Here is a 21,470-nt window from a genome sequence, read left to right as displayed (position 1 = left end):
CATTGCCACGCCTCGCGAGCAGCGCGAGAGCAGACGATGGGAGACGATGAAGTGACGACCGCAGCCTTACCTCCCGCACCACCAGTGCCGACCTCGACAAGAACCTTGCGTGTGAGCACGGCGAACCGCGCCAGTGCGGCCGGTGAGATAAGGGTGCTGGTCGCGGCGCTGTTGACGTTCACCGGTCACCAGGGGCTCGTGGAGTCCGCGCGGTCGTGCACGAGCGAGCTGGTCGCGAACGTCTACCGCCACACGAGCGCGGTTCTGGTCCACATTGAGGTGACCGTGGCCCCCGCGTCCGTGACAGTCTACGTGTACGACGACCAACCTCGCGTACAGCCCGTGCCGCTCGAACCTCTGACGCTGCGAGAACACGGAATGGGGCTCAAGATCGTCAGCCTCATGTCCGACGAGTGGGGTGTCACGGTCTACGGCGGCATGGAACCCAGCTCCAAAGCGGTCTGGTTCACGATGAAAGCCGGCGGTAAGGGGGCGTCCGCGTGATCCGTCACCCGCTATGAAGCCGGGGGAGGGAGCCCTGCACGGCCGAAGGGCCGGTGCTCCCCCCGAGAGGAGCACCGGCCCTTCGCCGTATCTGAGAGCCTGTCTGAGCGCCGCGACTAGAGGACGCGGACCGCGCCGCTCGGGCGGTCCCAGTCCATGCTGCGCTCGACCACACCGGTCGAGGAGTTCTGCGCGCCGACGAACTTGCCGCCGCCGACGTAGATGGCCACGTGGTACGCGGAGCCCGCGCCGCCCCAGTAGAGGACGTCGCCGGGCTGGAGGTTCGAGAGCGAGACCTGGCGGCCCGCGGTCGACTGGTCCTGCGAGACGCGCGGCAGGTCGATGCCCACCTGGCGGTACGCGGCCTGGACGAGGCCCGAGCAGTCGTACGCGCTGGAGCCGGTGGCACCCGACACGTAGGCCTTGCCGACCTGGGCCAGCGCGAAGTTCACGATGGTGGCGGCGGAACCCGTGGCGCTGGAGGACGAGGTGACGGAGCTGCTGCCACCGGTCGAGGCCAGGGTGGTGCGCGCGGAGGAGCGGGAGGCGCGCTCGGAGGCCTCCGCCTTCGCCTTGGCCTCGGCTTCCGCCTTGGCCTTCTTCTCCGCCTCCGCCTTGGCGTCCGCGTCGGCCTTGGCCTTCTTGGCGACCTTGGCGGCGCTGGAGGCGGCCGCGTTCTGCTGGGCCTTCAGCTGGAGGTCGGCGGCGACCTGCTGGGTGGCCTCGGCGGAGGCGGCGGCGGTGCTCGCGAGCCCGGTCGTGAGCGTGGGCATCTCGATGGTCTCGGTCACCGGCTCGGCGGCAGTGGCCGGTCCGGCGGCGCCTGCCACCGCGATGGTGCTGAGGACGCCACCGGCAACTCCGGCACGGAGCGCGAGCTTGGAAGCGCTGCGGCGGGGCTTCCGGTGGCTGGGTATGTGAGCGGTGTGGGACATGAGAACAACCGCTATCAGGGGTTCACGGTTCCCTTCAAGAAACGTGTGCTGCGCCACAGTTGCGGCCGGAACGGACGAATCCGCTTCCTCTGAGCCCTTATTGACGCCGTAACGGGCAATACGGGCATGCGCGATCAGGGCTGTGATCATGTGGTTTTTATAAATAGTCCGAATTGCCCGTCGCCTACCATCCGTTCACACCGTTGGCCAAGCCCGGTTTCATCCGTGACCGTTTCGTGTGACGCAGGTCACTTCGTGGCCGAGCGTCGGCCGGTCCGTGACCGGGCCGTGATCAACGAGCGGCGAGGGCGGTCGGCGGGGCGGGCGCCGCGGAGTTCGTGAACGCGTGCACAGGTCCACTTCTTGGCGACGATCTCACCCGCACGAGTGAGCCGTGATCCTTTATCACCCGGACGCGTCCATCGCCAATTTGCCTGTAGGTCCCATGTCTTGATAGTGCCGCACCCCTTGCGACCAGCGGTAACAGGAGGGGATGCTACGCCTTGTGATCACTCGGCCGCTTCGGGTGTGAAGATCACTGCTCATCCGACTTCATGATCCTTCGTCAGGTGGTGGAGATCACAAAGCCGTTGGCGTACCCCGTGTCGCAGATCACAGACCACCGGGCATAGGATGCGGGGCAGTCGGGCTTGTGAACTGCCTCACATGTGCGCGATCTTCGCGCGGCGAGGAGGCGGCAGCGGTGCCCGTGTGCGGTCCAACGGTCAAGGACGACTGGAAGGAGCGAGGAGCGTGAATGCCTACGCGCCCATCCTCGTGCTCGGCGCCCTCGGGGCTGGGTTTGCGATCTTCTCCGTGGTCATGGCCACGCTTATCGGCCCAAAAAGGTACAACCGGGCGAAACTTGAGGCGTACGAGTGCGGCATCGAACCGACTCCCACGCCGGCCGGAGGCGGCCGCTTCCCCATCAAGTACTACCTGACGGCGATGCTCTTCATCGTCTTCGACATCGAGATCGTCTTCCTCTACCCCTGGGCCGTCACCTTCGACGCCCTGGGGGTTTTCGGGCTCGTGGAGATGCTGCTCTTCGTGCTCACCGTGTTCGTCGCCTACGCGTATGTATGGCGGCGCGGCGGCCTGGAATGGGACTGAGGGGCTGAGGGGCACCTATGGGACTCGAAGAGAAACTGCCGAGCGGCTTTCTGCTGACCACCGTCGAACAGGCCGCGGGCTGGGTGCGCAAGGCGTCCGTCTTCCCCGCCACCTTCGGTCTGGCCTGCTGCGCCATCGAGATGATGACGACCGGCGCCGGCCGCTACGACCTGGCCCGGTTCGGCATGGAGGTCTTCCGCGGCTCACCGCGCCAGGCCGACCTGATGATCGTGGCCGGCCGGGTCAGCCAGAAGATGGCGCCGGTCCTGCGGCAGGTCTACGACCAGATGCCCAACCCCAAGTGGGTCATCTCCATGGGGGTTTGCGCGTCCTCGGGCGGAATGTTCAACAATTACGCGATTGTGCAGGGCGTCGACCACATTGTGCCGGTCGACATCTATTTGCCCGGCTGCCCGCCCCGGCCCGAGATGCTGATCGACGCGATCCTCAAGCTCCACCAGAAGATCCAGGGCTCCAAGCTCGGTGTGAACGCGGAGGAAGCCGCCCGCGAGGCGGAGGAGGCCGCCCTCAAGGCGCTGCCCACCATCGAGATGAAGGGGCTGCTGCGGTGAGCGACGACCGTACTCCGAAGACACCGGGCGACGGCGCCCCCGGGACGCCCGAGGCGCCCGAGAGCGGCGGACTGCCCGCCCAGCGCGACGACACCGGCGACGTCATCGGCGTGCGCCGGGGCATGTTCGGCGCCGAGAAGGGCGGCGACACCACCGGCTACGGCGGCCTGGTCCGCACGGTGACCCTGCCGGGCGCCTCCTCCCGCCCCTACGGCGGCTGGTTCGACGAGGTGGCCGACGAACTCGAAGGCGCCCTGGAGGAGCAGGGCCTGCTCCCCGAGAACGCCATCGAGAAGACGGTCGTCGACCACGGCGAGCTCACCTTCCACATCGCGCGCGAGCACCTCGTCCGGGTGGCCCGGACCCTGCGCGACGACCCGGCCCTGCGCTTCGAGCTCTGTACGGGCGTGAGCGGTGTGCACTTCCCCGGCGACAAGGGCCGCGAGCTGCACGCCGTCTACCACCTGCGCTCGCTCACCCACGGCCGGCTGATCCGGCTCGAGGTCACCGCCCCGGACAGCGACCCGCACCTGCCGTCCCTGGTCGCCGTCTATCCGACCAACGACTGGCACGAGCGCGAGACCTACGACTTCTTCGGCCTGGTCTTCGACGGCCACCCCGCCCTCACCCGGATCATGATGCCGGACGACTGGCAGGGCTTCCCGCAGCGCAAGGACTACCCCCTCGGCGGCATCCCCGTCGAGTACAAGGGCGCCCAGATCCCGGCTCCGGACCAGCGGAGGTCGTACACCTGATGTCCACTTCACACGCCCACCCGTCGCCCGGCCACCGCCCCTCGACGAGTCCCTCCGGGACACCCCTGTCCTCCGCCAGGGAGACGACCGAAGGAACCGTCTACACGGTCACCGGCGGCGACTGGGACGAGGTCGCCCGCACCGCCGCCCGCGCCGACGACGAGCGCATCGTCGTCAACATGGGCCCCCAGCACCCCTCCACCCACGGTGTGCTCCGGCTGATCCTGGAGATCGACGGCGAGACGGTCACCGAGGCCCGCTGCGGCATCGGCTATCTGCACACCGGCATCGAGAAGAACCTCGAATTCCGGAACTGGACGCAGGGCACCACCTTCGTCACGCGCATGGACTATCTGACGCCGTTCTTCAACGAGACGGCGTACTGCCTCGGCGTGGAGAAGCTGCTCGGCATCACCGACCAGGTCCCCGACCGGGCCTCGGTGATCCGGGTGCTGCTGATGGAGCTGAACCGGCTCTCCTCGCACCTGGTCTGCATCGCCACCGGCGGCATGGAGCTCGGCGCCACCACGATCATGATCTACGGCTTCCGGGACCGCGAACTCATCCTCGACGTCTTCGAGCTGATCACCGGTCTGCGGATGAACCACGCGTTCGTCCGTCCCGGCGGACTCGCCCAGGACCTGCCGCCCGGCGCGGTGGACCAGCTCCGCGAGTTCGTGAAGACGATGAAGAAGAACCTGCCGGAGTACGACAAGCTCGCCACCGGCAACCCGATCTTCAAGGCCCGGATGCAGGACGTCGGCTACCTCGACCTGACGGGCTGCATGGCGCTCGGCGCGACCGGACCGATCCTGCGCTCGGCGGGCCTGCCGCACGACCTGCGCAAGACCGACCCGTACTGCGGCTACGAGAGCTACGACTTCGAGGTCCCCACCGCCGACAGCTGCGACGCCTACGGCCGCTTCCTGGTGCGCCTGGAGGAGATGCGCCAGTCGCTGCGGATCGTCGAGCAGTGCCTGGACCGGCTGGAGCCCGGCCCGGTGATGGTCGCCGACAAGAAGATCGCCTGGCCCGCCCAGCTGGCGCTCGGCCCGGACGGGCTCGGCAACTCGCTCGACCACATCAAGAAGATCATGGGCACCTCCATGGAGTCCCTGATCCACCACTTCAAGCTGGTGACCGAGGGCTTCCGGGTGCCCGTCGGACAGGCCTACGCGGCGGTCGAGTCGCCCAAGGGCGAGCTCGGGGTGCACGTCGTGAGCGACGGAGGCACCCGCCCCTACCGGGTCCACTTCCGCGACCCGTCCTTCACCAATCTCCAGGCCATGGCGGCGATGTGCGAGGGCGGCCAGGTCGCCGACGTCATCGTCGCCGTCGCGTCCATCGACCCCGTGATGGGAGGCGTCGACCGGTGACCGAGACCACGCCGACGAGCCTGGGCATGCCCCAGCTGCCCGCGCCCGACTACCCGGCCGACGTCCGAGTCCGCCTGGAGGCGGACGCCAAGGAGGTCATCGCCCGCTATCCGGGCAGCCGCTCCGCGCTGCTGCCCCTGCTGCACCTCGTGCAGTCGGAGGAGGGCCATGTCTCCCGTACCGGGATGCGCTTCTGCGCCGAGATGCTGGACCTCACGACCGCCGAGGTGACCGCCGTCGCCACCTTCTACACCATGTACCGGCGCAAGCCGTCCGGCGACTACCAGGTGGGCGTCTGCACCAACACGCTGTGCGCGGTGATGGGCGGGGACGCCATCTTCGACGAGCTCAAGCGCCACCTCGGGGTGGGCAACGACGAGACCACCCCCGACGGCAAGGTGACGCTCGAACACATCGAGTGCAACGCCGCCTGCGACTTCGCGCCCGTGGTGATGGTCAACTGGGAGTTCTTCGACAACCAGACCCCCGAGTCGGCCAAGCGCCTGGTCGACGACCTGCGCGAGGGCAGGCCGGTGGAGCCCACCCGGGGCGCCCCGCTGTGCACCTACAAGGAGACCGCCCGGATCCTGGCCGGCTTCCCCGACGAGCGCCCCGGCGCCGTCGCGGCGAGCGGTGGGGCGGGCCCGGCCTCCCTGGTCGGCCTGCGCCTGGCGAGGGGCGAGACCCCGCAGGCGCGCGTGGTCCACCCCCGTGGCGAGGGCCCGCACGCCGAAGGCCCGCACGCCGAGGGCCCGCACGCCGAAGGCCCACGCGGCGAAGGCCCCCGCGACGAGCCCCAGCCCGGCTCCCAGCACCTCAGCTCGCACGACGCACCGCAGCAGACCTCTGCGTCCGACCCCGCGCACCCGGCGGGCCCGGTCGACGAGGAGGGGGAGTGATGACCTTGGCAGCCGAACTCAGCGGCAACGGGAACGGAAGCAGCCCGGAGAAGCTGCTCGCGCCCGTACTGTCGGCCTTCTGGGACCAGCCCGAATCCTGGACCCTGGAGACCTACCGCCGGCACGACGGCTACGAGGGCCTGCGCAAGGCCCTGGCCATGTCACCGGACGACCTCATCGCGTACGTGAAGGACTCCGGGCTGCGCGGCCGGGGCGGCGCGGGCTTCCCCACGGGCATGAAGTGGCAGTTCATCCCGCAGGGCGATGGCAAACCGCACTATCTAGTTGTCAACGCCGACGAGTCGGAGCCCGGGACCTGCAAGGACATCCCGCTCCTCTTCGCCAACCCGCACAGCCTCATCGAGGGCATCGTGATCGCCTGTTACGCGATCAGGTCGTCGCACGCGTTCATCTATCTGCGCGGGGAGGTCGTCCCCGTACTGCGGAGGCTGCACGAGGCCGTGCGGGAGGCCTATGCGGCGGGCTACCTCGGCAAGGACATCCTCGGCAGCGGCCTCGACCTCGAACTCACCGTGCACGCGGGCGCGGGCGCGTACATCTGCGGTGAGGAGACCGCGCTGCTGGACTCCCTGGAAGGCCGTCGCGGTCAGCCCCGGCTGCGTCCCCCCTTCCCCGCGGTCGCCGGTCTCTACGCGTGCCCCACTGTTGTCAACAACGTCGAGTCCATCGCCAGCGTTCCCGCGATCCTCACCCGAGGAAAAGACTGGTTCAAGTCGATGGGGAGCGAGAAGTCGCCCGGCTTCACGCTGTACTCGCTCAGCGGCCACGTCGCCAACCCGGGCCAGTTCGAGGCCCCGCTCGGCATCACCCTGCGCCAGCTGCTCGACATGAGCGGCGGGATGCGCCCGGGCCACCGGCTCAAGTTCTGGACCCCGGGCGGCTCCTCGACGCCGATGTTCACCGACGAGCACCTCGACGTCCCCCTGGACTACGAGGGGGTCGGCGCGGCCGGCTCGATGCTCGGCACCAAGGCGCTCCAGTGCTTCGACGAGACCACCTGCGTGGTGCGGGCGGTCACCCGCTGGACCGAGTTCTACGCCCACGAGTCCTGCGGCAAGTGCACGCCCTGCCGTGAAGGAACGTACTGGCTGGTCCAGTTGCTCCGCGACATCGAGGCGGGCAAGGGCGCCATGGGCGACCTCGACAAGCTCAACGACATCGCCGACAACATCAACGGCAAGTCGTTCTGCGCGCTGGGCGACGGCGCCGCGGCGCCCATCTTCTCCTCGCTCAAGTACTTCCGCGCGGAGTACGAGCAGCACATCACGGGCCGGGGCTGCCCCTTCGACCCGGCCAAGTCGACCCTGTGGGCCGACAGCCCGCACCGCACCACGGAGGTGAACGCATGACGGTGACGACTGGCGCTCCCTCCAGCGGGGGAGAGGCGGCGGTGCCGCCCGAGGACCTGGTCTCGCTGACCATCGACGGCGTGGAGATCAGCGTCCCCAAGGGCACGCTGGTGATCCGGGCCGCCGAGCAGCTCGGCATCGAGATCCCGCGCTTCTGCGACCACCCGCTGCTCGACCCGGTCGGCGCCTGCCGCCAGTGCATCGTGGAGGTGGAGGGCCAGCGCAAGCCGATGGCGTCCTGCACGATCACCTGCACCGACGGCATGGTGGTCAGGTCGCAGCTGACCTCGCCGGTGGCCGAGAAGTCCCAGCGCGGGGTGATGGAGCTGCTGCTCATCAACCACCCGCTGGACTGCCCGGTCTGCGACAAGGGCGGCGAGTGCCCGCTCCAGAACCAGGCCATGCAGGTCGGCGACCCCGACACCCGCTTCGAGGGCCACAAGCGCACCTACGAGAAGCCGGTGCCGATCTCCACCCAGGTGCTGCTCGACCGCGAGCGCTGTGTGCTGTGCGCGCGCTGCACCCGCTTCTCCGAGCAGATCGCGGGCGACCCGATGATCGAGCTCCTGGAGCGCGGCGCGCTCCAGCAGGTCGGCACCGGCGAGGGCGACCCCTTCGAGTCGTACTTCTCCGGCAACACCATCCAGATCTGCCCGGTCGGCGCGCTGACCTCGGCGGCCTACCGGTTCCGCTCCCGCCCCTTCGACCTGGTGTCCTCGCCGTCGGTGTGCGAGCACTGCGCCGGCGGCTGCGCCACCCGCACCGACCACCGGCGCGGCAAGGTCATGCGGCGTCTGGCGGCCAACGACCCCGAGGTCAACGAGGAGTGGCTGTGCGACAAGGGGAGGTTCGCCTTCCGGTACGCCCAGAAGCCGGACCGGCTGACCACCCCGCTGGTGCGCGACGAGACCGGTGAGCTGGTGCCCGCCTCCTGGCCCGAGGCGCTGGAGGCGGCCGCGGCCGGTCTCTCGGCGGCCCGCGGCCGGGCCGGGGTGCTCACCGGCGGGCGGCTGACCGTCGAGGACGCCTACGCGTACGCCAAGTTCGCCCGCATCGCCCTCGACACCAACGACGTCGACTTCCGCGCGCGCGTGCACTCGGCCGAGGAGGCCGACTTCCTGGCCGCGAAGGTCGCCGGGCGCGGCCACCTCACCGGGGAGGGCGTCACATACGCCTCGCTGGAGAAGGCGCCCGCCGTGCTGCTCGTCGGGTTCGAGGCGGAGGAGGAGGCGCCCGGCGTCTTCCTGCGGCTGCGCAAGGCCTGGCGCAAGCACGGCCAGCGCAGCTACTCGCTGGCCACCCATATGACCCGGGGCCTGGAGAAGGCGGGCGGCACGCTGCTGCCGGCCGCGCCCGGCACCGAGACCGAGTGGCTGGACGCGCTGGCGGGCGGGGTCGGCCTGGACGGCGACGGCGCGGCCGCCGCCGAGGCGCTGCGGGCCGCCGGCTCCGTCATCGTGGTCGGCGAGCGGCTCGCGGCCGTGCCGGGTGCGCTGACCGCGGCCGTACGGGCCGCCGCCGCGACCGGCGCCGAGCTGGTGTGGATCCCGCGCCGGGCCGGCGAGCGGGGCGCGATCGAGGCGGGCGCCCTGGCGGCGCTGCTGCCCGGCGGACGCCCGGCCACCGATCCACGCGCGCGTGAGGAGGTGGCGGCCGCCTGGGGCGTACGCGAACTGCCGCACCGCTTCGGCCGGGACACCGGGCAGATCGTCGAGGCCGCGGCCACCGGCGAGCTGGGCGCGCTGCTGGTCGCGGGCGTCGACCCGGCCGACCTGCCGGACCCGGCACGCGCGCGTGAAGCGCTCGCCGGGGCCTTCGTGGTCTCCCTGGAGCTGCGGCCGAGCGAGGTCACCGAGCGGGCGGACGTGGTCTTCCCGGTCGCGGCCGTCGCCGAGAAGTCCGGCTTCTTCCTCAACTGGGAAGGCCGGGCGCGGATGTTCGAGGCCGCGCTGAAGCCCGAGCAGATGACCCGGCGCCTGGCGCCCGCCGACGCGCGCGTGCTGCACATGCTCGCGGACGCCATGGACGTCCACCTGGCGCTGCCCGACAACCGCGCCGCGCGCGCGGAGCTGCGGGGCCTGGGCCACTGGGACGGCCCGCGCGCCACCGAGCCGCTGGAGACCGCCCAGTCGCTGCCCCGCCCCGGCGAGGGCGAGGCGGTCCTGGCGGGCCACCGGCTGCTGCTCGACCAGGGCAGCCTCCAGGAGGGCGACGAGGCGCTGGCCGGGACCCGGCACGCGGCCCTCGCCCGGCTCTCGGCGGCCACCGCGGCCGAGACCGGCGTCAAGGACGGCGACCTGCTGGAGGTGAGCGGCCCCGCGGGCGCGGTCCGGCTGCCGCTGAAGGTCACCGAGATGCCCGACCGGGTGGTGTGGCTGCCGCTCGACTCGACCGGCGGCGGCGTGTTCGCGGACACCGGCGCCGTCCCGGGCCGGCTCGTCCGCATCGGCCCGGCGGCGCGGGACGCCGCCACCGCCGCACCGGAGGTGCAGCCGTGACCGACTTCCCCGTCCGCCCCGCGGCACCGGGCGCCGCCGTCCACGTACCGGAGGTGCGAGCGTGACCCCGACCTTCCTCGCGGCCGAGGACCTCTCCCTGTTCGGCCGCGACCCCTGGTGGCTCATCGCCCTCAAGGCCGTGTTCTGCTTCGCGTTCCTGATGGTGACCGTGCTGTTCTCGATCGTCTGGGAGCGCAAGGTCGTCGCCTGGATGCAGCTGCGCATCGGGCCCAACCGGCACGGCCCCTGGGGCATGCTCCAGTCCCTCGCCGACGGCATCAAGCTGATGCTGAAGGAGGACGTGGTCGTCAAGCGGGCCGACAAGGTGGTCTACGTCCTGGCCCCGATCGTCGCCGCGATCCCCGCCTTCATGGCGATCGCCGTGATCCCCTTCGGGCCCTCCGGCAACGAGGTCTCGATCTTCGGCCACCGCACCACGATGCAGCTCACCGACCTGCCGATCGCGATGCTCTACATCCTCGCGTGCGCCTCGGTCGGCATCTACGGCATCGTGCTCGCGGGCTGGTCCTCCGGCTCCACGTACCCGCTGCTCGGCGGGCTCCGCTCGTGCGCTCAGATGATCTCGTACGAGATCGCCATGGGCGCGGCCTTCGCCTCGGTCTTCCTCTACTCGGGGTCGATGTCGACCTCGGAGATCGTCGCCCAGCAGCACGACCGCTGGTACATCATCCTGCTGCCGGTCTCCTTCATCATCTACGTGGTCACCATGGTGGGCGAGACCAACCGCGCCCCCTTCGACATGCCCGAGTCCGAGGGCGACCTGGTCGGCGGCTTCAACACCGAGTACTCCTCGATCAAGTTCGCGCTGTTCATGCTGGCCGAGTACGTCAACATGGTCACCGTCTCGGCGGTGTCGACCACCCTCTTCCTGGGTGGCTGGCGGGCCCCGTGGCCCGTGTCCACCTTCTGGGAGGGCGCCAACCACGGCTGGTGGCCGATGCTCTGGTTCGTCATCAAGGTCCAGCTGCTGCTGTTCTTCTTCATCTGGCTGCGCGGCACGCTGCCCCGTGTCCGCTACGACCAGCTGATGAAGCTCGGCTGGAAGGTCCTCATCCCGGTCTCGGTCGTCTGGCTGATGCTGGTGGCGACCGTGCGCGCGCTGCGCAACGACGGCCACGACTTCTCCAAGATCGTGCTGTACGTCGGCGGCGCGGTCGTCGCCGTCCTGCTGATCTCGCTGGTCGCGGACGTCTTCCGGGGCCGCCAGGAGGAGTCGGCGGCCGAGGAGGCGCCACCCGCGTTCGACCCGATGGCGGGCGGGTTCCCGGTGCCACCGCTGCCCGGACAGGCCCTTCCGCCGGTGCCCAGGCGACGCCCGCGCCACCAGCGGGAGTTGGTTGTCAGTGGTGGGTCCGATACTGAGAGTGACCGTGAGGGAAGGGAGGGCGAGGGTGTCTAAGTCATCGGAACCGGCGCAGACGTCGGGCGAGCCCGGGGCTTCGTCCGAGGGCAAGTTCCAGAACCCGGTGGCCGGCTTCGGCGTGACCTTCAAGGCCATGTTCAAGAAGCGGCTGACCGAGCAGTATCCGGAACAGCAGAAGACCACGGCCCCCCGCTTCCACGGGCGCCACCAGCTCAACCGGCATCCGGACGGCCTGGAGAAGTGCGTCGGCTGCGAGCTGTGCGCCTGGGCCTGCCCGGCCGACGCGATCTACGTGGAGGGCGCCGACAACAAGGACGAGGAGCGCTACTCACCGGGCGAGCGGTACGGAATCGTCTACCAGATCAACTACGCCCGCTGCATCCTGTGCGGCCTGTGCATCGAGGCGTGCCCCACGCGCGCGCTGACGATGACCAACGAGTTCGAACTGGCCGACAGCAGTCGCGCCAATCTGATCTACACCAAGGAGCAGCTGCTCGCCGGGCTCGAAGAGGGCATGGTCGACTCGCCGCACGCGATCCACCCGGGCATGACCGAGACCGACTACTACCGGGGCCTGGTCACCGAGGCCGCCCCCGGCACGGTCCGCCAGGTCGCCGTCTCCAAGGGCGAGCAGCCGCCGGCCGCGGAGCAGCCGGTGGCCGTGGACCACCAGGAGGTGGAGGCGTGATGCAGCTCGCCGTCTCCGCCACGACGACCTCCACCGGGGAGGCGTTCCAGTTCTGGGTGCTGGGCACCGTCGCCGTCATCGGCGCGCTGTGCACCGTACTGATGAAGAAGGCCGTGCACAGCGCGCTCTGTCTGGCCGGGACCATGATCATCCTGGCGGTCTTCTACCTCGCCAACGGGGCGTACTTCCTGGGCATCGTCCAGGTCGTCGTCTACACCGGCGCGATCATGATGCTCTTCCTCTTCGTGGTGATGCTGGTCGGAGTCACCGCCGCCGACTCGCTCAAGGAGACCATCCGGGGCCAGCGCGTCTGGGCCGCGGTCTGCGGGGTCGGCTTCGGGGTGCTCCTCATCGCGGGGATCGCCAACGCCTCGCTGAAGCACTTCGACGGGCTGAAGCAGGCCAACGCCGGGGGCAACGTGGAGGGCCTGGCCGCCCTCATCTTCACCAAGTACGTGTTCGCCTTCGAGATCACCGGCGCCCTGCTGATCACCTCGGCGATCGGCGCGATGGTGCTCACGCACCGCGAGCGCACCGAGCGCGCCAAGACCCAGCGCGAGCTCTCCGAGCAGCGCGTGCGCGACGGCAAGCACCTCCCGCCGCTGCCCGCCCCGGGTGTCTACGCCCGGCACAACGCGGTGGACATCGCGGGCCTGCTGCCCGACGGCACGCCGTCCGAGCTCACCGTCAACCAGACGCTGCGCGGCCGCGGTCAGATCCGTGACGTGTCCAGTGAGGCGCTGTCCGACCTGAAGGCGCTGGAGCAGCGCTCCGCCGAGCGGCTCGGCCGTGAAGAGGAGGCCGCGAAGTGAACCCCGTCAACTATCTCTATCTGTCCGCCCTGTTGTTCACCATCGGCGCGGCCGGCGTGCTCATCAGGCGGAACGCGATCGTGGTCTTCATGTGCGTCGAGCTGATGCTCAACGCCTGCAACCTCGCGTTCGTGGTCTTCTCCCGCATGCACGGCAACCTCGACGGCCAGATCATCGCCTTCTTCACGATGGTCGTCGCCGCCGCGGAAGTCGTCGTCGGGCTCGCGATCATCGTGTCGCTCTTCCGTTCCCGCCACTCGGCCTCGGTCGACGACGCCAGCCTGATGAAGCTCTGAGGGGTCGCTGAATCGTGGAGAACCTGATTGCGCTGCTCATCGCGGCGCCTCTGCTCGGAGCGGCCGTCCTGCTGTGCGGCGGGCGGCGGCTCGACGCCGTCGGACACTGGCTGGGCACCCTGCTCGCCGCCGTCTCCTTCGGCCTCGGCGTGGCGCTCTTCGCCGACATGCTGGGCCGCACGGCCGACGACCGGGCGGTGCACAAGCACCTGTTCAGCTGGGTCCCGGTGGAGGGCTTCCAGGCCGACGTCGGCTTCCAGCTCGACCAGCTGTCGATGACCTTCGTCCTGCTGATCACCGGTGTGGGCACCCTGATCCACATCTACTCGATCGGCTACATGGAGCACGACGAGAACCGCCGCCGCTTCTTCGGCTATCTCAACCTGTTCCTCGCGGCGATGCTGCTCCTGGTCCTCGCCGACAACTACCTGCTCCTGTACGTGGGCTGGGAGGGCGTGGGTCTGGCGTCCTACCTGCTCATCGGCTTCTGGCAGCACAAGCCGAGCGCGGCGACCGCGGCCAAGAAGGCCTTCCTGGTCAACCGGGTCGGCGACATGGGCCTGTCGATCGCCATCATGGTCATGTTCACCACCTGGGGCACGTTCGCCTTCTCGACCGTCTTCAACGAGGTCGGCGAGACGGGCGACGGCCGCAACACCACCATCGGCCTGATGCTGCTGCTCGCCGCGTGCGGCAAGTCGGCCCAGGTGCCGCTGCAGTCCTGGCTGGGCGACGCGATGGAGGGCCCGACCCCGGTCTCGGCCCTGATCCACGCGGCGACCATGGTGACGGCGGGCGTCTACCTGATCACCCGCTCCGGCGTGATCTTCAACGCGGTGCCGGACGTGCAGACGGTCGTGGTGGTCGTCGGCGCGGTCACGCTCCTGTTCGGTGCGATCGTCGGTTGCGCCAAGGACGACATCAAGAAGGCCCTGGCGGGCTCCACCATGTCGCAGATCGGCTACATGGTCCTCGCCACCGGCCTCGGCCCCATCGGCTACCCCTTCGCGATCATGCACCTGGTCACCCACGGCTTCTTCAAGGCCGGGCTCTTCCTCGGCGCGGGCTCCGTGATGCACGGGATGAACGACGAGGTCGACATGCGCAAGTACGGCGGCCTGCGCAAGTACATGCCGGTCACCTTCATCACCTTCGGCCTCGGCTACCTCGCCATCATCGGCTTCCCGGGCCTGTCCGGCTTCTGGTCCAAGGACAAGATCATCGAGGCGGCCTTCGCCAAGGGCGGCACCGAGGGCTGGATCCTCGGCGCGGTCACCCTCCTCGGCGCGGCCATCACCGCGTACTACATGACGCGCGTGATGCTGATGACGTTCTTCGGAGAGGAGCGCTGGCGCAACGCCCCGACCCCGTCCCCGGCCGAGCCCAGCGTGGAGCCGGCCGCTGAGCACCGAGGCGAGCACGCCGAGCCGCACCCGCACGAGTCGCCCGGCACCATGACGATCCCGATGATCGTGCTGGCCTTCGGCTCGGTCCTCGCGGGCGGTCTGTTCAGCATCAACGAGTCGTTCGTGAAGTGGCTGGAGCCGGTCACGAGCCTCTCGCACGGCGACTCCCCGGTGAGCGAGGGCGTGGTCACCGCGGCCACCGTCACCGTGCTGCTGATCGGCGTCGGCCTCGCGTACGCGCAGTACGGCCGCAAGCCGGTCCCGGTGGTCGCCCCGCGCGGCTCGCTGCTCACCCGGGCCGCCCGCCGCGACCTCCTCCAGGACGACTTCAACCACGTGGTCCTGGTCCGCGGCGGCGAGCACCTCACCCGCTCGCTGGTGTACGTGGACCACACCCTGGTCGACGGCGTGGTCAACGGGACCGCGGCCGGGTTCGGCGGGCTCTCCGGCCGACTGCGCAAGCTGCAGAACGGCTTCGCCCGGTCGTACGCGGTCTCGATGTTCGGAGGTGCGGCGGTGCTCATCGCCGCGACCCTGCTGATGAGGGCGGTGTAAGGCATGTCGTTCCCCCTCCTTACCGCGACGGCGGCGCTCCCGGCGGTCGGCGCGATCGCCACCGCCGCCGTCCCGGCCGAGCGGCGCACCGCGGCCAAGTGGCTGGCGCTGCTGGTCTCGCTCGGCACCCTGGTCCTGGGCGCCGTCCAGCTCGTACGGTTCGAGCCCGGCGGAGACCGCTACCAGCTCACCGAGTCGCACGCCTGGATCAAGGACTTCGGCGTCCGCTACGAACTGGGCGTGGACGGCATCGGGGTGGCGCTGATCGCGCTCACCGCGCTGCTGATCCCGTTCGTCATCGCGGCGGGCTGGCACGACGCGGACCCCCTGGAGACGCACAGCAGCCGCTGGCGGCCCACCCAGGGCTTCTTCGCCCTGATCCTCGCCGTCGAGGCGATGGTGATCCTCTCCTTCGAGGCCACCGACGTCTTCCTCTTCTACATCCTGTTCGAAGCCATGCTGATCCCGATGTACTTCCTGATCGGCGGCTTCGGCGACCGCGCCCATGAGCACGGCGACGAGGCGGCGGCCACCCAACGGTCGTACGCGGCGGTCAAGTTCCTGCTCTACAACCTGGTCGGCGGGCTGATCATGCTGGCCGCGGTGATCGGCCTCTACGACGTCGCCGGGACCTTCTCGCTGGACGAGATCGCGGCGGCGCGCGCGAACGGCTCACTGGACATGGCGACCAACACCGAGCGGCTGCTGTTCCTCGGCTTCTTCTTCGCCTTCGCGGTGAAGGCCCCGCTGTGGCCGCTGCACACCTGGCTGCCCAACGCGATGGGCGAGGCCACGGCCCCGGTCGCGGTGCTGATCACGGCGGTGGTCGACAAGGTCGGCACCTTCGCGATGCTCCGCTTCTGCCTCCAGCTCTTCCCAGAGGCGTCCAAGTGGGCGACGCCGGTGATCCTGGTCCTCGCGGTGATCAGCATCATCTACGGGGCGCTGCTCGCGGTCGGCCAGCGCGACATCAAGCGCCTGGTGGCGTACGCGTCGATCTCGCACTTCGGCTTCATCATCATGGGCATCTTCGCGATGACCACCCAGGGCCAGTCCGGCGCCACGCTCTACATGGTCAACCACGGGATCTCGACGGCCGCGCTGATGCTGGTGGCGGGCTTCCTGATCTCGCGCCGCGGCTCGCGGCTGATCGCGGACTACGGAGGGGTGCAGAAGGTGGCGCCGCTCCTCGCGGGCACCTTCCTGGTGGGAGGCCTCGCGACCCTGTCGCTGCCGGGACTCGCGCCCTTCGTCAGTGAGTTTCTGGTCCTGGTGGGCACGTTCAGCCGCTATCCGGCGATCGGCGTGATCGCCACGCTGGGCATCGTGCTGGCCGCGCTGTACGTGCTGGTGCTCTACCAGCGCACGATGACCGGCCCGGTCAAGGCCGAGGTGCGGGGCATGCCGGACCTCAAGGTCCGCGAACTCCTGGTGGTCGCCCCGCTGATCGCGATCCTGGTCTTCCTGGGGGTCTACCCGAAGCCGCTGACGGACATCGTCAACCCGGCGGTGCAGCACACCATGTCCGACGTACACAAGAAGGACCCCAAGCCCGTGGTGGAGGCGGCCCAGTGAGCACAGCAGCAGCTGTCCACAGCCTGTGGACGACGGCGGCCGACGGCAAGGTCGACAAGATCCCGGCCCCGCACATCGAGTACGCCCAGCTCTCGCCCACGCTGATCGTGGTCGGCGCGGCGGTGGTGGGCGTGCTGGTCGAGGCGTTCGTCCCGCGCAAGAGCCGTTACTACGCCCAGGTGTTCCTCTCCGTCGTCGCGCTCGCCGCCGCCTTCGCCGCGGTCGTCGGGCTCGCCGCCGGGGGGTACGGCACGACGAAGGCGCACATCGCGGCGATGGGCGCGGTGGCCGTCGACGGTCCCGCGCTCTTCCTCCAGGGCACCATTCTCCTCGCCTCGATCGTCGCGATCTTCACCTTCGCGGAGCGCCGCCTCGACCCCGACGCGCACGGCAACCGGGTCGACTCGTTCGCTGCGCAGGCTGCGTCCGTACCGGGCAGCGACAGCGAGAAGGCCGCGGTCAAGGCCGGTTTCACCACCACCGAGGTCTTCCCGCTGGCGCTCTTCGCGATCTCCGGGATGCTGGTGTTCCCGGCGGCCAACGACCTGCTGACGCTCTTCGTGGCGCTCGAGGTCTTCTCCCTGCCGCTGTACCTGCTCTGCGCGCTGGCCCGCCGCAAGCGGCTGATGTCGCAGGAAGCGGCCGTGAAGTACTTCCTGCTGGGCGCGTTCTCCTCGGCGTTCCTGCTGTTCGGCATCGCGCTGCTGTACGGGTACGCGGGCTCCGTCCAGTACGCGACGATCGCGGACGTCGTCGACGGCACGGTCCAGACCGTGGACCCGGCGCTCGCGGGCACCATGGGCAACGACGCGCTGCTCTTGATCGGCGGCGCGATGATCCTGATGGGGTTGCTGTTCAAGGTCGGCGCGGTGCCGTTCCACATGTGGACGCCCGACGTCTACCAGGGCGCGCCCACCCCGGTCACCGGCTTCATGGCGGCCGCCACCAAGGTCGCGGCCTTCGGCGCGCTGCTGCGGCTGCTGTACGTGGTGCTGCCCGGGATGCGCTGGGACTGGCGGCCGGTGATGTGGGGCGTCGCCATCGTCACCATGGTCGGCGGCGCGATCGTGGCGATCACCCAGACCGACATCAAGCGGCTGCTCGCGTACTCGTCGATCGCGCACGCGGGGTTCATCCTCGCCGGTGTGATCGCGACCAACGCGGACGGCATCTCCTCGGTGCTGTTCTACCTCGGGGCGTACTCGTTCGTAACGATCGGCGCCTTCGCGGTGGTCACGCTGGTGCGCGACGCGGGCGGCGAGGCGACGCACCTGTCCAAGTGGGCGGGCCTGGGCCGCCGTTCGCCGCTGGTGGCGGCGGTGTTCGCGGTCTTCCTGCTCTCCTTCGCCGGCATCCCGCTGACCTCCGGGTTCACCGGGAAGTTCGCGGTCTTCAAGGCGGCGGCGGAGGGGGGTGCGGGTGCGCTGGTCGTGGTCGGTGTGATCTCGTCGGCGATCGCCGCGTTCTTCTACATCCGGGTGATCGTGCTGATGTTCTTCAGCGAGCCGAAGCCGGACGGGCCGACCGTGGCCGTTCCCTCGCCGCTGACGATGACGGCGATCGGGGTCGGGGTCGCGGTGACGCTGGTGCTGGGTGTGGCGCCGCAGTACTTCCTGGACCTGGCAGGCCAGGCGGGGGTGTTCGCCCGCTAGCCCCACCCCCTGCTGCGCCCGGCCTTCGTCTGCGCCCCGGTGGCCGCCTCCCGCGCAGTTCCCCGCGCCCCTGAAAACCGTCGTTCGTCCGCAGACCGTGGATGGCTGGTCGCGCAGTTCCCCGCGCCCCTTAGGTAGTAGGCCGCAGCCAGAGAAGTCGGCTCAGCCACAGGCCTTTAGGGGCGCGGGGAACTGCGCGATCAACCGGCCACGGCCCGCAGACGAAAGAGGGTTTAGGGGCGCGGGGAACTGCGCGAGAAGAGGCCACGGCCTGCAGACGAAAGAGGGGTTAGGGGCGCGGGGAACGGCGCGAGCAACCCACCACTCAGCCGCAGACAAAAGCCGGGCCTCGCGCGCGCAACCCACCACTCAGCCGCAGACAAAGACCGGGCACTTAGCTTCGCGTCGCATAAGCCCGTACATCCGCGTCCGGATCCGACGTCGCCGTGGTCAGGGCCTCCCGCGCGGGCGGGGTCGGATGGGCCCGCAGGGACAGGACCGCCGCCTTGCGGACGTCCGCGTTCGGGTCGCGCAGGGCGGTCGCCAAAGCCGGGACCGCCACAGAAGCCGACGCCGTCGACAGCGCCGTCGCCGCGCCCGCCCGGACCTGCCAGGCCTCGTCCCCGAGGGCCGCGACCGCCCGGTCCGCCAGCGGCCCGGGGCAGGGCCCGGCCCCCAGGGACGTGAAGGCCGCCCCCCGCACCAGCGCGTCCGCGTCGTCCAGCAGCGGGGCCAGCAGGGCGGGCGCGGTCAGGCCCCGGGCCGCCGCCACCCGTACCTCGCGGGCCGGGTCGTCCACCGCCCTGGCCACCTCCGCGTACGCGTCGACCGAGACCAGCGCCCGTACCGCGGCGATCCGCACCTCCCGGTCGGGGTCGTTCAGGAGCCCGGCGTAGTGGCCGGCCTCGCCCAGGCGCAGCGCGCGCAGGACGTCCAGGACGGTGGCCCGTACCGCCGCGTCCTCGCTCGTCGTCGCGGCCAGCAGCCCGTCCGCCAACCGGGAGTCGGCGGGCAGCACCTCGACCAGCTCCAGGAGCGAGCGGGCCGCGGCCGCCCGTACCCCCGCGTCCGGGTCCGCGAGCCGCGCGGCCAGCGCCGGGCCCGCCCCGGCCGGGACGGTCTCGGTGAGGGCGGCCACGGCCGCGGCCCGTACGGCCGGATCGGGGTCGGCCAAGTACCCGGCGAACGCGTCGAGTCCCGCCTCCGCGTCGGTCAGTGCCAGCACCTCCAGGATGCGCGGGGAGCGGGAGGCGAGGGGGGCGGGCGGAGAGGGCGTGCGCGCGGGCGCGCCCGAGCCGATCGGAGCGCGGTCGCGTGAACCCGCCGTCGCCACCTGCTCCGGGTGCACCTCCCCGAGGTGGCGCGGGGCCCCGCCGGTGGGGGCGTATCCCTCGACCGGGACCAGGTAGGGCGCCACCGGACGGGCCGTGAACTCCATCGCCCCGGACGGGGACTTGCGCAGGTCCAGGTGGTGCAGCCAGCCCTCGTCGTCGCGCTCGGGGTGGTCGGTCCGCTCGTGGTAGAGGCCCCAGCGCGACTCCGTACGGGCCAGGGAGGAGCGCGCCGCCATCTCCGCGCAGTCCCGGATGAACGTCACTTCCGCGCACCGCATCAACTCGTGCGGGGTGTGCGCGCCCATCCGCTCGATCTCCGTGCGCATCCGCTCGAAGTGCTCGACGGCCAGGGACAGCCGGGCGCCCGACTTGGGCGGTGCCACATAGTCGTTCACGAACCGGCGCAGCTTGTACTCGACCTGCGGCTGCGGCGGTCCCGTCGGGTTGCGCAGCGGCCGGTAGACCAGCTCGTGGGCGGCCCGCAGCTGGTCGGGCGGCAGCTCGCCCTCGTACGGGGTGAAGCGCGCCGCGTCCGCCCCCGCCAGATCGCCGAAGACGAACGCGCCGATCATGTAGTTGTGCGGCACACAGGCCAGGTCGCCCGCCGCGTACAGCCCGGGGACGGTGGTGCGCCCGTGGTCGTCGACGCGTACGCCCGACGCCGAGTGGCCGCCGCAGAGGCCGATCTCCGAGATGTGCATCTCGATGTCGTGGGTGCGGTAGTCATGGCCCCGGTTCGCGTGGAAGGTGCCGCGGGTGGGGCGCTCGGTGGAGTGCAGGATCGTTTCGAGGGCGGAGACCGACTCCTCGGGCAGATGGCTGAGCTTGAGGTAGACCGGACCGCGGTCGCTGGCCACCTCGGCCGCGAACTCGGCCATCATCTGCCCCGACCAGTAGTCGGAGTCGACGAACCGCTCGCCGTGCCGGTTGACCTGGTAGCCGCCGAACGGATTCGCCACGTACGCGCAGGCCGGGCCGTTGTAGTCCTTGATCAACGGATTGATCTGGAAGCACTCGATGCCGGTCAGCTCGGCGCCGGCGTGGTACGCCATGGCGTAGCCGTCGCCCGCGTTGGTGGGGTTCTCGTAGGTGCCGTAGAGGTATCCGGAGGCGGGCAGGCCCAGGCGCCCGCAGGCGCCGGTCGCCAGGATCACCGCGCCGGCGCGGACGGTGACGAACGCGCCGGTACGGGTGTGGAAGCCCGCCACCCCGACCGCCCGGCCGCCGGCCGTCAGGACGCGGACCGGCATCACCCGGTTCTCGATCCGGATGCGCTCGCGCATCTCCCGCCGCCGCAGCTGCCGGTAGAGGACCTTCTTGACGTCCTTGCCCTCGGGCATGGGCAGGACGTACGAGCCGGAGCGGTGCACCTGGCGGACCGCGTACGCGCCGTGCTCGTCCTTCTCGAACTTCACGCCGTACGACTCCAGGCGCTGGACCATCGCGAAGCCGCGGGTCGCGGTCTGGCGGACCGTGCTCTGGTCGACGACGCCGTCGTTGGCGCGGGTGATCTCCGCGACGTAGTCGTCGGGTTCGGCGCGGCCGGGGATCACCGCGTTGTTGACGCCGTCCATGCCCATGGCCAGCGCGCCCGAGTGACGGACGTGCGCCTTCTCCAGGAGCAGGACGTTCGCGCCCCGCTCGGCGGCGGTGAGCGCGGCCATGGTGCCCGCGGTGCCGCCCCCGACGACGAGGACGTCGCAGGTCAGCTCCTCGGCGTCGGCGAGTGCGGGGATCTGCATGGGG

17 protein-coding genes are annotated in these 21,470 nt (G+C 70.4%); 15 read left to right on the top strand and 2 right to left on the bottom strand.

Features of this window, described 5'->3' with window-relative positions; genetic code table 11:
- Window positions 1–111 precede the first annotated feature (111 nt).
- Window positions 112–504: an ATP-binding protein gene (locus ABD236_RS29210; RefSeq protein ID WP_344078740.1), complete on the top strand. Its 393-nt coding sequence runs from the start codon at window positions 112–114 to the stop codon at window positions 502–504.
- A gap of 116 nt (window positions 505–620) precedes the next feature.
- On the opposite strand, the gene ABD236_RS29205 is transcribed toward ABD236_RS29210, so the two are convergent.
- A complete protein-coding gene (locus ABD236_RS29205; protein ID WP_344078738.1) occupies window positions 621–1,439 on the bottom strand; it encodes a C40 family peptidase in 819 nt (272 codons plus the stop codon).
- Between the two features lie 753 nt (window positions 1,440–2,192).
- On the opposite strand from ABD236_RS29205, the gene ABD236_RS29200 reads away from it, so the two are divergent.
- From ABD236_RS29200 to nuoN, 14 genes are all read left to right on the top strand, one after another.
- Window positions 2,193–2,552: an NADH-quinone oxidoreductase subunit A gene (locus tag ABD236_RS29200; RefSeq protein ID WP_007383963.1), complete on the top strand. Its 360-nt coding sequence runs from the start codon at window positions 2,193–2,195 to the stop codon at window positions 2,550–2,552.
- A 17-nt stretch (window positions 2,553–2,569) separates the two neighbouring features.
- Window positions 2,570–3,124 (top strand): NuoB/complex I 20 kDa subunit family protein, encoded by a 555-nt coding sequence (locus ABD236_RS29195; protein ID WP_067163033.1) that lies wholly within the window; start codon window positions 2,570–2,572, stop codon window positions 3,122–3,124.
- Window positions 3,125–3,195: 71 nt separating this feature from the next.
- Window positions 3,196–3,879 carry an NADH-quinone oxidoreductase subunit C gene (locus ABD236_RS29190; RefSeq protein ID WP_344078942.1) on the top strand — a complete coding sequence of 228 codons (684 nt, stop codon included), beginning with the start codon at window positions 3,196–3,198 and terminating at the stop codon, window positions 3,877–3,879.
- A complete protein-coding gene (locus tag ABD236_RS29185) occupies window positions 3,879–5,255 on the top strand; it encodes an NADH-quinone oxidoreductase subunit D (RefSeq protein WP_344078735.1) in 1,377 nt (458 codons plus the stop codon). Before ABD236_RS29190 ends, ABD236_RS29185 begins: the two co-directional genes overlap by 1 nt.
- Before the next feature lie 26 nt (window positions 5,256–5,281).
- The gene (gene nuoE / locus ABD236_RS29180; RefSeq protein WP_344078940.1) at window positions 5,282–6,154 is read left to right on the top strand and encodes an NADH-quinone oxidoreductase subunit NuoE; all 873 of its coding nucleotides are present in this window, start codon (window positions 5,282–5,284) and stop codon (window positions 6,152–6,154) included.
- A complete protein-coding gene (gene nuoF, locus ABD236_RS29175; protein WP_283142119.1) occupies window positions 6,154–7,524 on the top strand; it encodes an NADH-quinone oxidoreductase subunit NuoF in 1,371 nt (456 codons plus the stop codon). The genes nuoE and nuoF overlap by 1 nt, the downstream gene beginning before the upstream one ends.
- Window positions 7,521–10,022: an NADH-quinone oxidoreductase subunit G gene (locus ABD236_RS29170; RefSeq protein WP_344078732.1), complete on the top strand. Its 2,502-nt coding sequence runs from the start codon at window positions 7,521–7,523 to the stop codon at window positions 10,020–10,022. Before nuoF ends, ABD236_RS29170 begins: the two co-directional genes overlap by 4 nt.
- Before the next feature lie 61 nt (window positions 10,023–10,083).
- On the top strand, window positions 10,084–11,442 hold the full coding sequence (gene nuoH / locus ABD236_RS29165; protein WP_344078730.1) for an NADH-quinone oxidoreductase subunit NuoH: 1,359 nt from the start codon (window positions 10,084–10,086) through the stop codon (window positions 11,440–11,442).
- Complete coding sequence (gene nuoI / locus ABD236_RS29160; protein ID WP_344078729.1) at window positions 11,435–12,094, top strand: NADH-quinone oxidoreductase subunit NuoI; 660 nt, start codon at window positions 11,435–11,437, stop codon at window positions 12,092–12,094. Before nuoH ends, nuoI begins: the two co-directional genes overlap by 8 nt.
- On the top strand, window positions 12,094–12,906 hold the full coding sequence (locus tag ABD236_RS29155; RefSeq protein ID WP_344078938.1) for an NADH-quinone oxidoreductase subunit J: 813 nt from the start codon (window positions 12,094–12,096) through the stop codon (window positions 12,904–12,906). Before nuoI ends, ABD236_RS29155 begins: the two co-directional genes overlap by 1 nt.
- Window positions 12,903–13,202: an NADH-quinone oxidoreductase subunit NuoK gene (gene nuoK / locus ABD236_RS29150; protein WP_067163047.1), complete on the top strand. Its 300-nt coding sequence runs from the start codon at window positions 12,903–12,905 to the stop codon at window positions 13,200–13,202. Before ABD236_RS29155 ends, nuoK begins: the two co-directional genes overlap by 4 nt.
- A gap of 14 nt (window positions 13,203–13,216) precedes the next feature.
- Window positions 13,217–15,163 (top strand): NADH-quinone oxidoreductase subunit L, encoded by a 1,947-nt coding sequence (gene nuoL, locus ABD236_RS29145; RefSeq protein WP_344078726.1) that lies wholly within the window; start codon window positions 13,217–13,219, stop codon window positions 15,161–15,163.
- A gap of 3 nt (window positions 15,164–15,166) precedes the next feature.
- Window positions 15,167–16,738, top strand: coding sequence for an NADH-quinone oxidoreductase subunit M (locus ABD236_RS29140; protein ID WP_344078724.1), 1,572 nt, complete (start codon window positions 15,167–15,169; stop codon window positions 16,736–16,738).
- A complete protein-coding gene (gene nuoN / locus ABD236_RS29135; protein ID WP_344078722.1) occupies window positions 16,735–18,390 on the top strand; it encodes an NADH-quinone oxidoreductase subunit NuoN in 1,656 nt (551 codons plus the stop codon). Before ABD236_RS29140 ends, nuoN begins: the two co-directional genes overlap by 4 nt.
- A 394-nt stretch (window positions 18,391–18,784) precedes the next feature.
- On the opposite strand, the gene ABD236_RS29130 is transcribed toward nuoN, so the two are convergent.
- Window positions 18,785–21,466: a fumarate reductase/succinate dehydrogenase flavoprotein subunit gene (locus ABD236_RS29130; protein WP_344078719.1), complete on the bottom strand. Its 2,682-nt coding sequence runs from the start codon at window positions 21,464–21,466 to the stop codon at window positions 18,785–18,787.
- Window positions 21,467–21,470 lie beyond the last annotated feature (4 nt).

The organism is Streptomyces crystallinus (assembly GCF_039521265.1).
GTDB lineage: Bacteria > Actinomycetota > Actinomycetes > Streptomycetales > Streptomycetaceae > Streptomyces > Streptomyces crystallinus.
This window is presented reverse-complemented; position numbering and strand designations above follow the sequence as displayed.

What these genes read in the sequence shown, in the direction of transcription:
- ABD236_RS29205 (WP_344078738.1), bottom strand. Translation starts at nt 1,439, where the DNA reads ATGTCCCACACCGCTCACATACCCAGCCACCGGAAGCCCCGCCGCAGC.
- ABD236_RS29195 (WP_067163033.1), top strand. Translation starts at nt 2,570, where the DNA reads ATGGGACTCGAAGAGAAACTGCCGAGCGGCTTTCTGCTGACCACCGTC.
- ABD236_RS29185 (WP_344078735.1), top strand. Translation starts at nt 3,879, where the DNA reads ATGTCCACTTCACACGCCCACCCGTCGCCCGGCCACCGCCCCTCGACG.
- nuoE (WP_344078940.1), top strand. Translation starts at nt 5,282, where the DNA reads ATGCCCCAGCTGCCCGCGCCCGACTACCCGGCCGACGTCCGAGTCCGC.
- nuoF (WP_283142119.1), top strand. Translation starts at nt 6,154, where the DNA reads ATGACCTTGGCAGCCGAACTCAGCGGCAACGGGAACGGAAGCAGCCCG.
- ABD236_RS29170 (WP_344078732.1), top strand. Translation starts at nt 7,521, where the DNA reads ATGACGGTGACGACTGGCGCTCCCTCCAGCGGGGGAGAGGCGGCGGTG.
- ABD236_RS29155 (WP_344078938.1), top strand. Translation starts at nt 12,094, where the DNA reads ATGCAGCTCGCCGTCTCCGCCACGACGACCTCCACCGGGGAGGCGTTC.
- ABD236_RS29140 (WP_344078724.1), top strand. Translation starts at nt 15,167, where the DNA reads ATGTCGTTCCCCCTCCTTACCGCGACGGCGGCGCTCCCGGCGGTCGGC.
- ABD236_RS29130 (WP_344078719.1), bottom strand. Translation starts at nt 21,466, where the DNA reads ATGCAGATCCCCGCACTCGCCGACGCCGAGGAGCTGACCTGCGACGTC.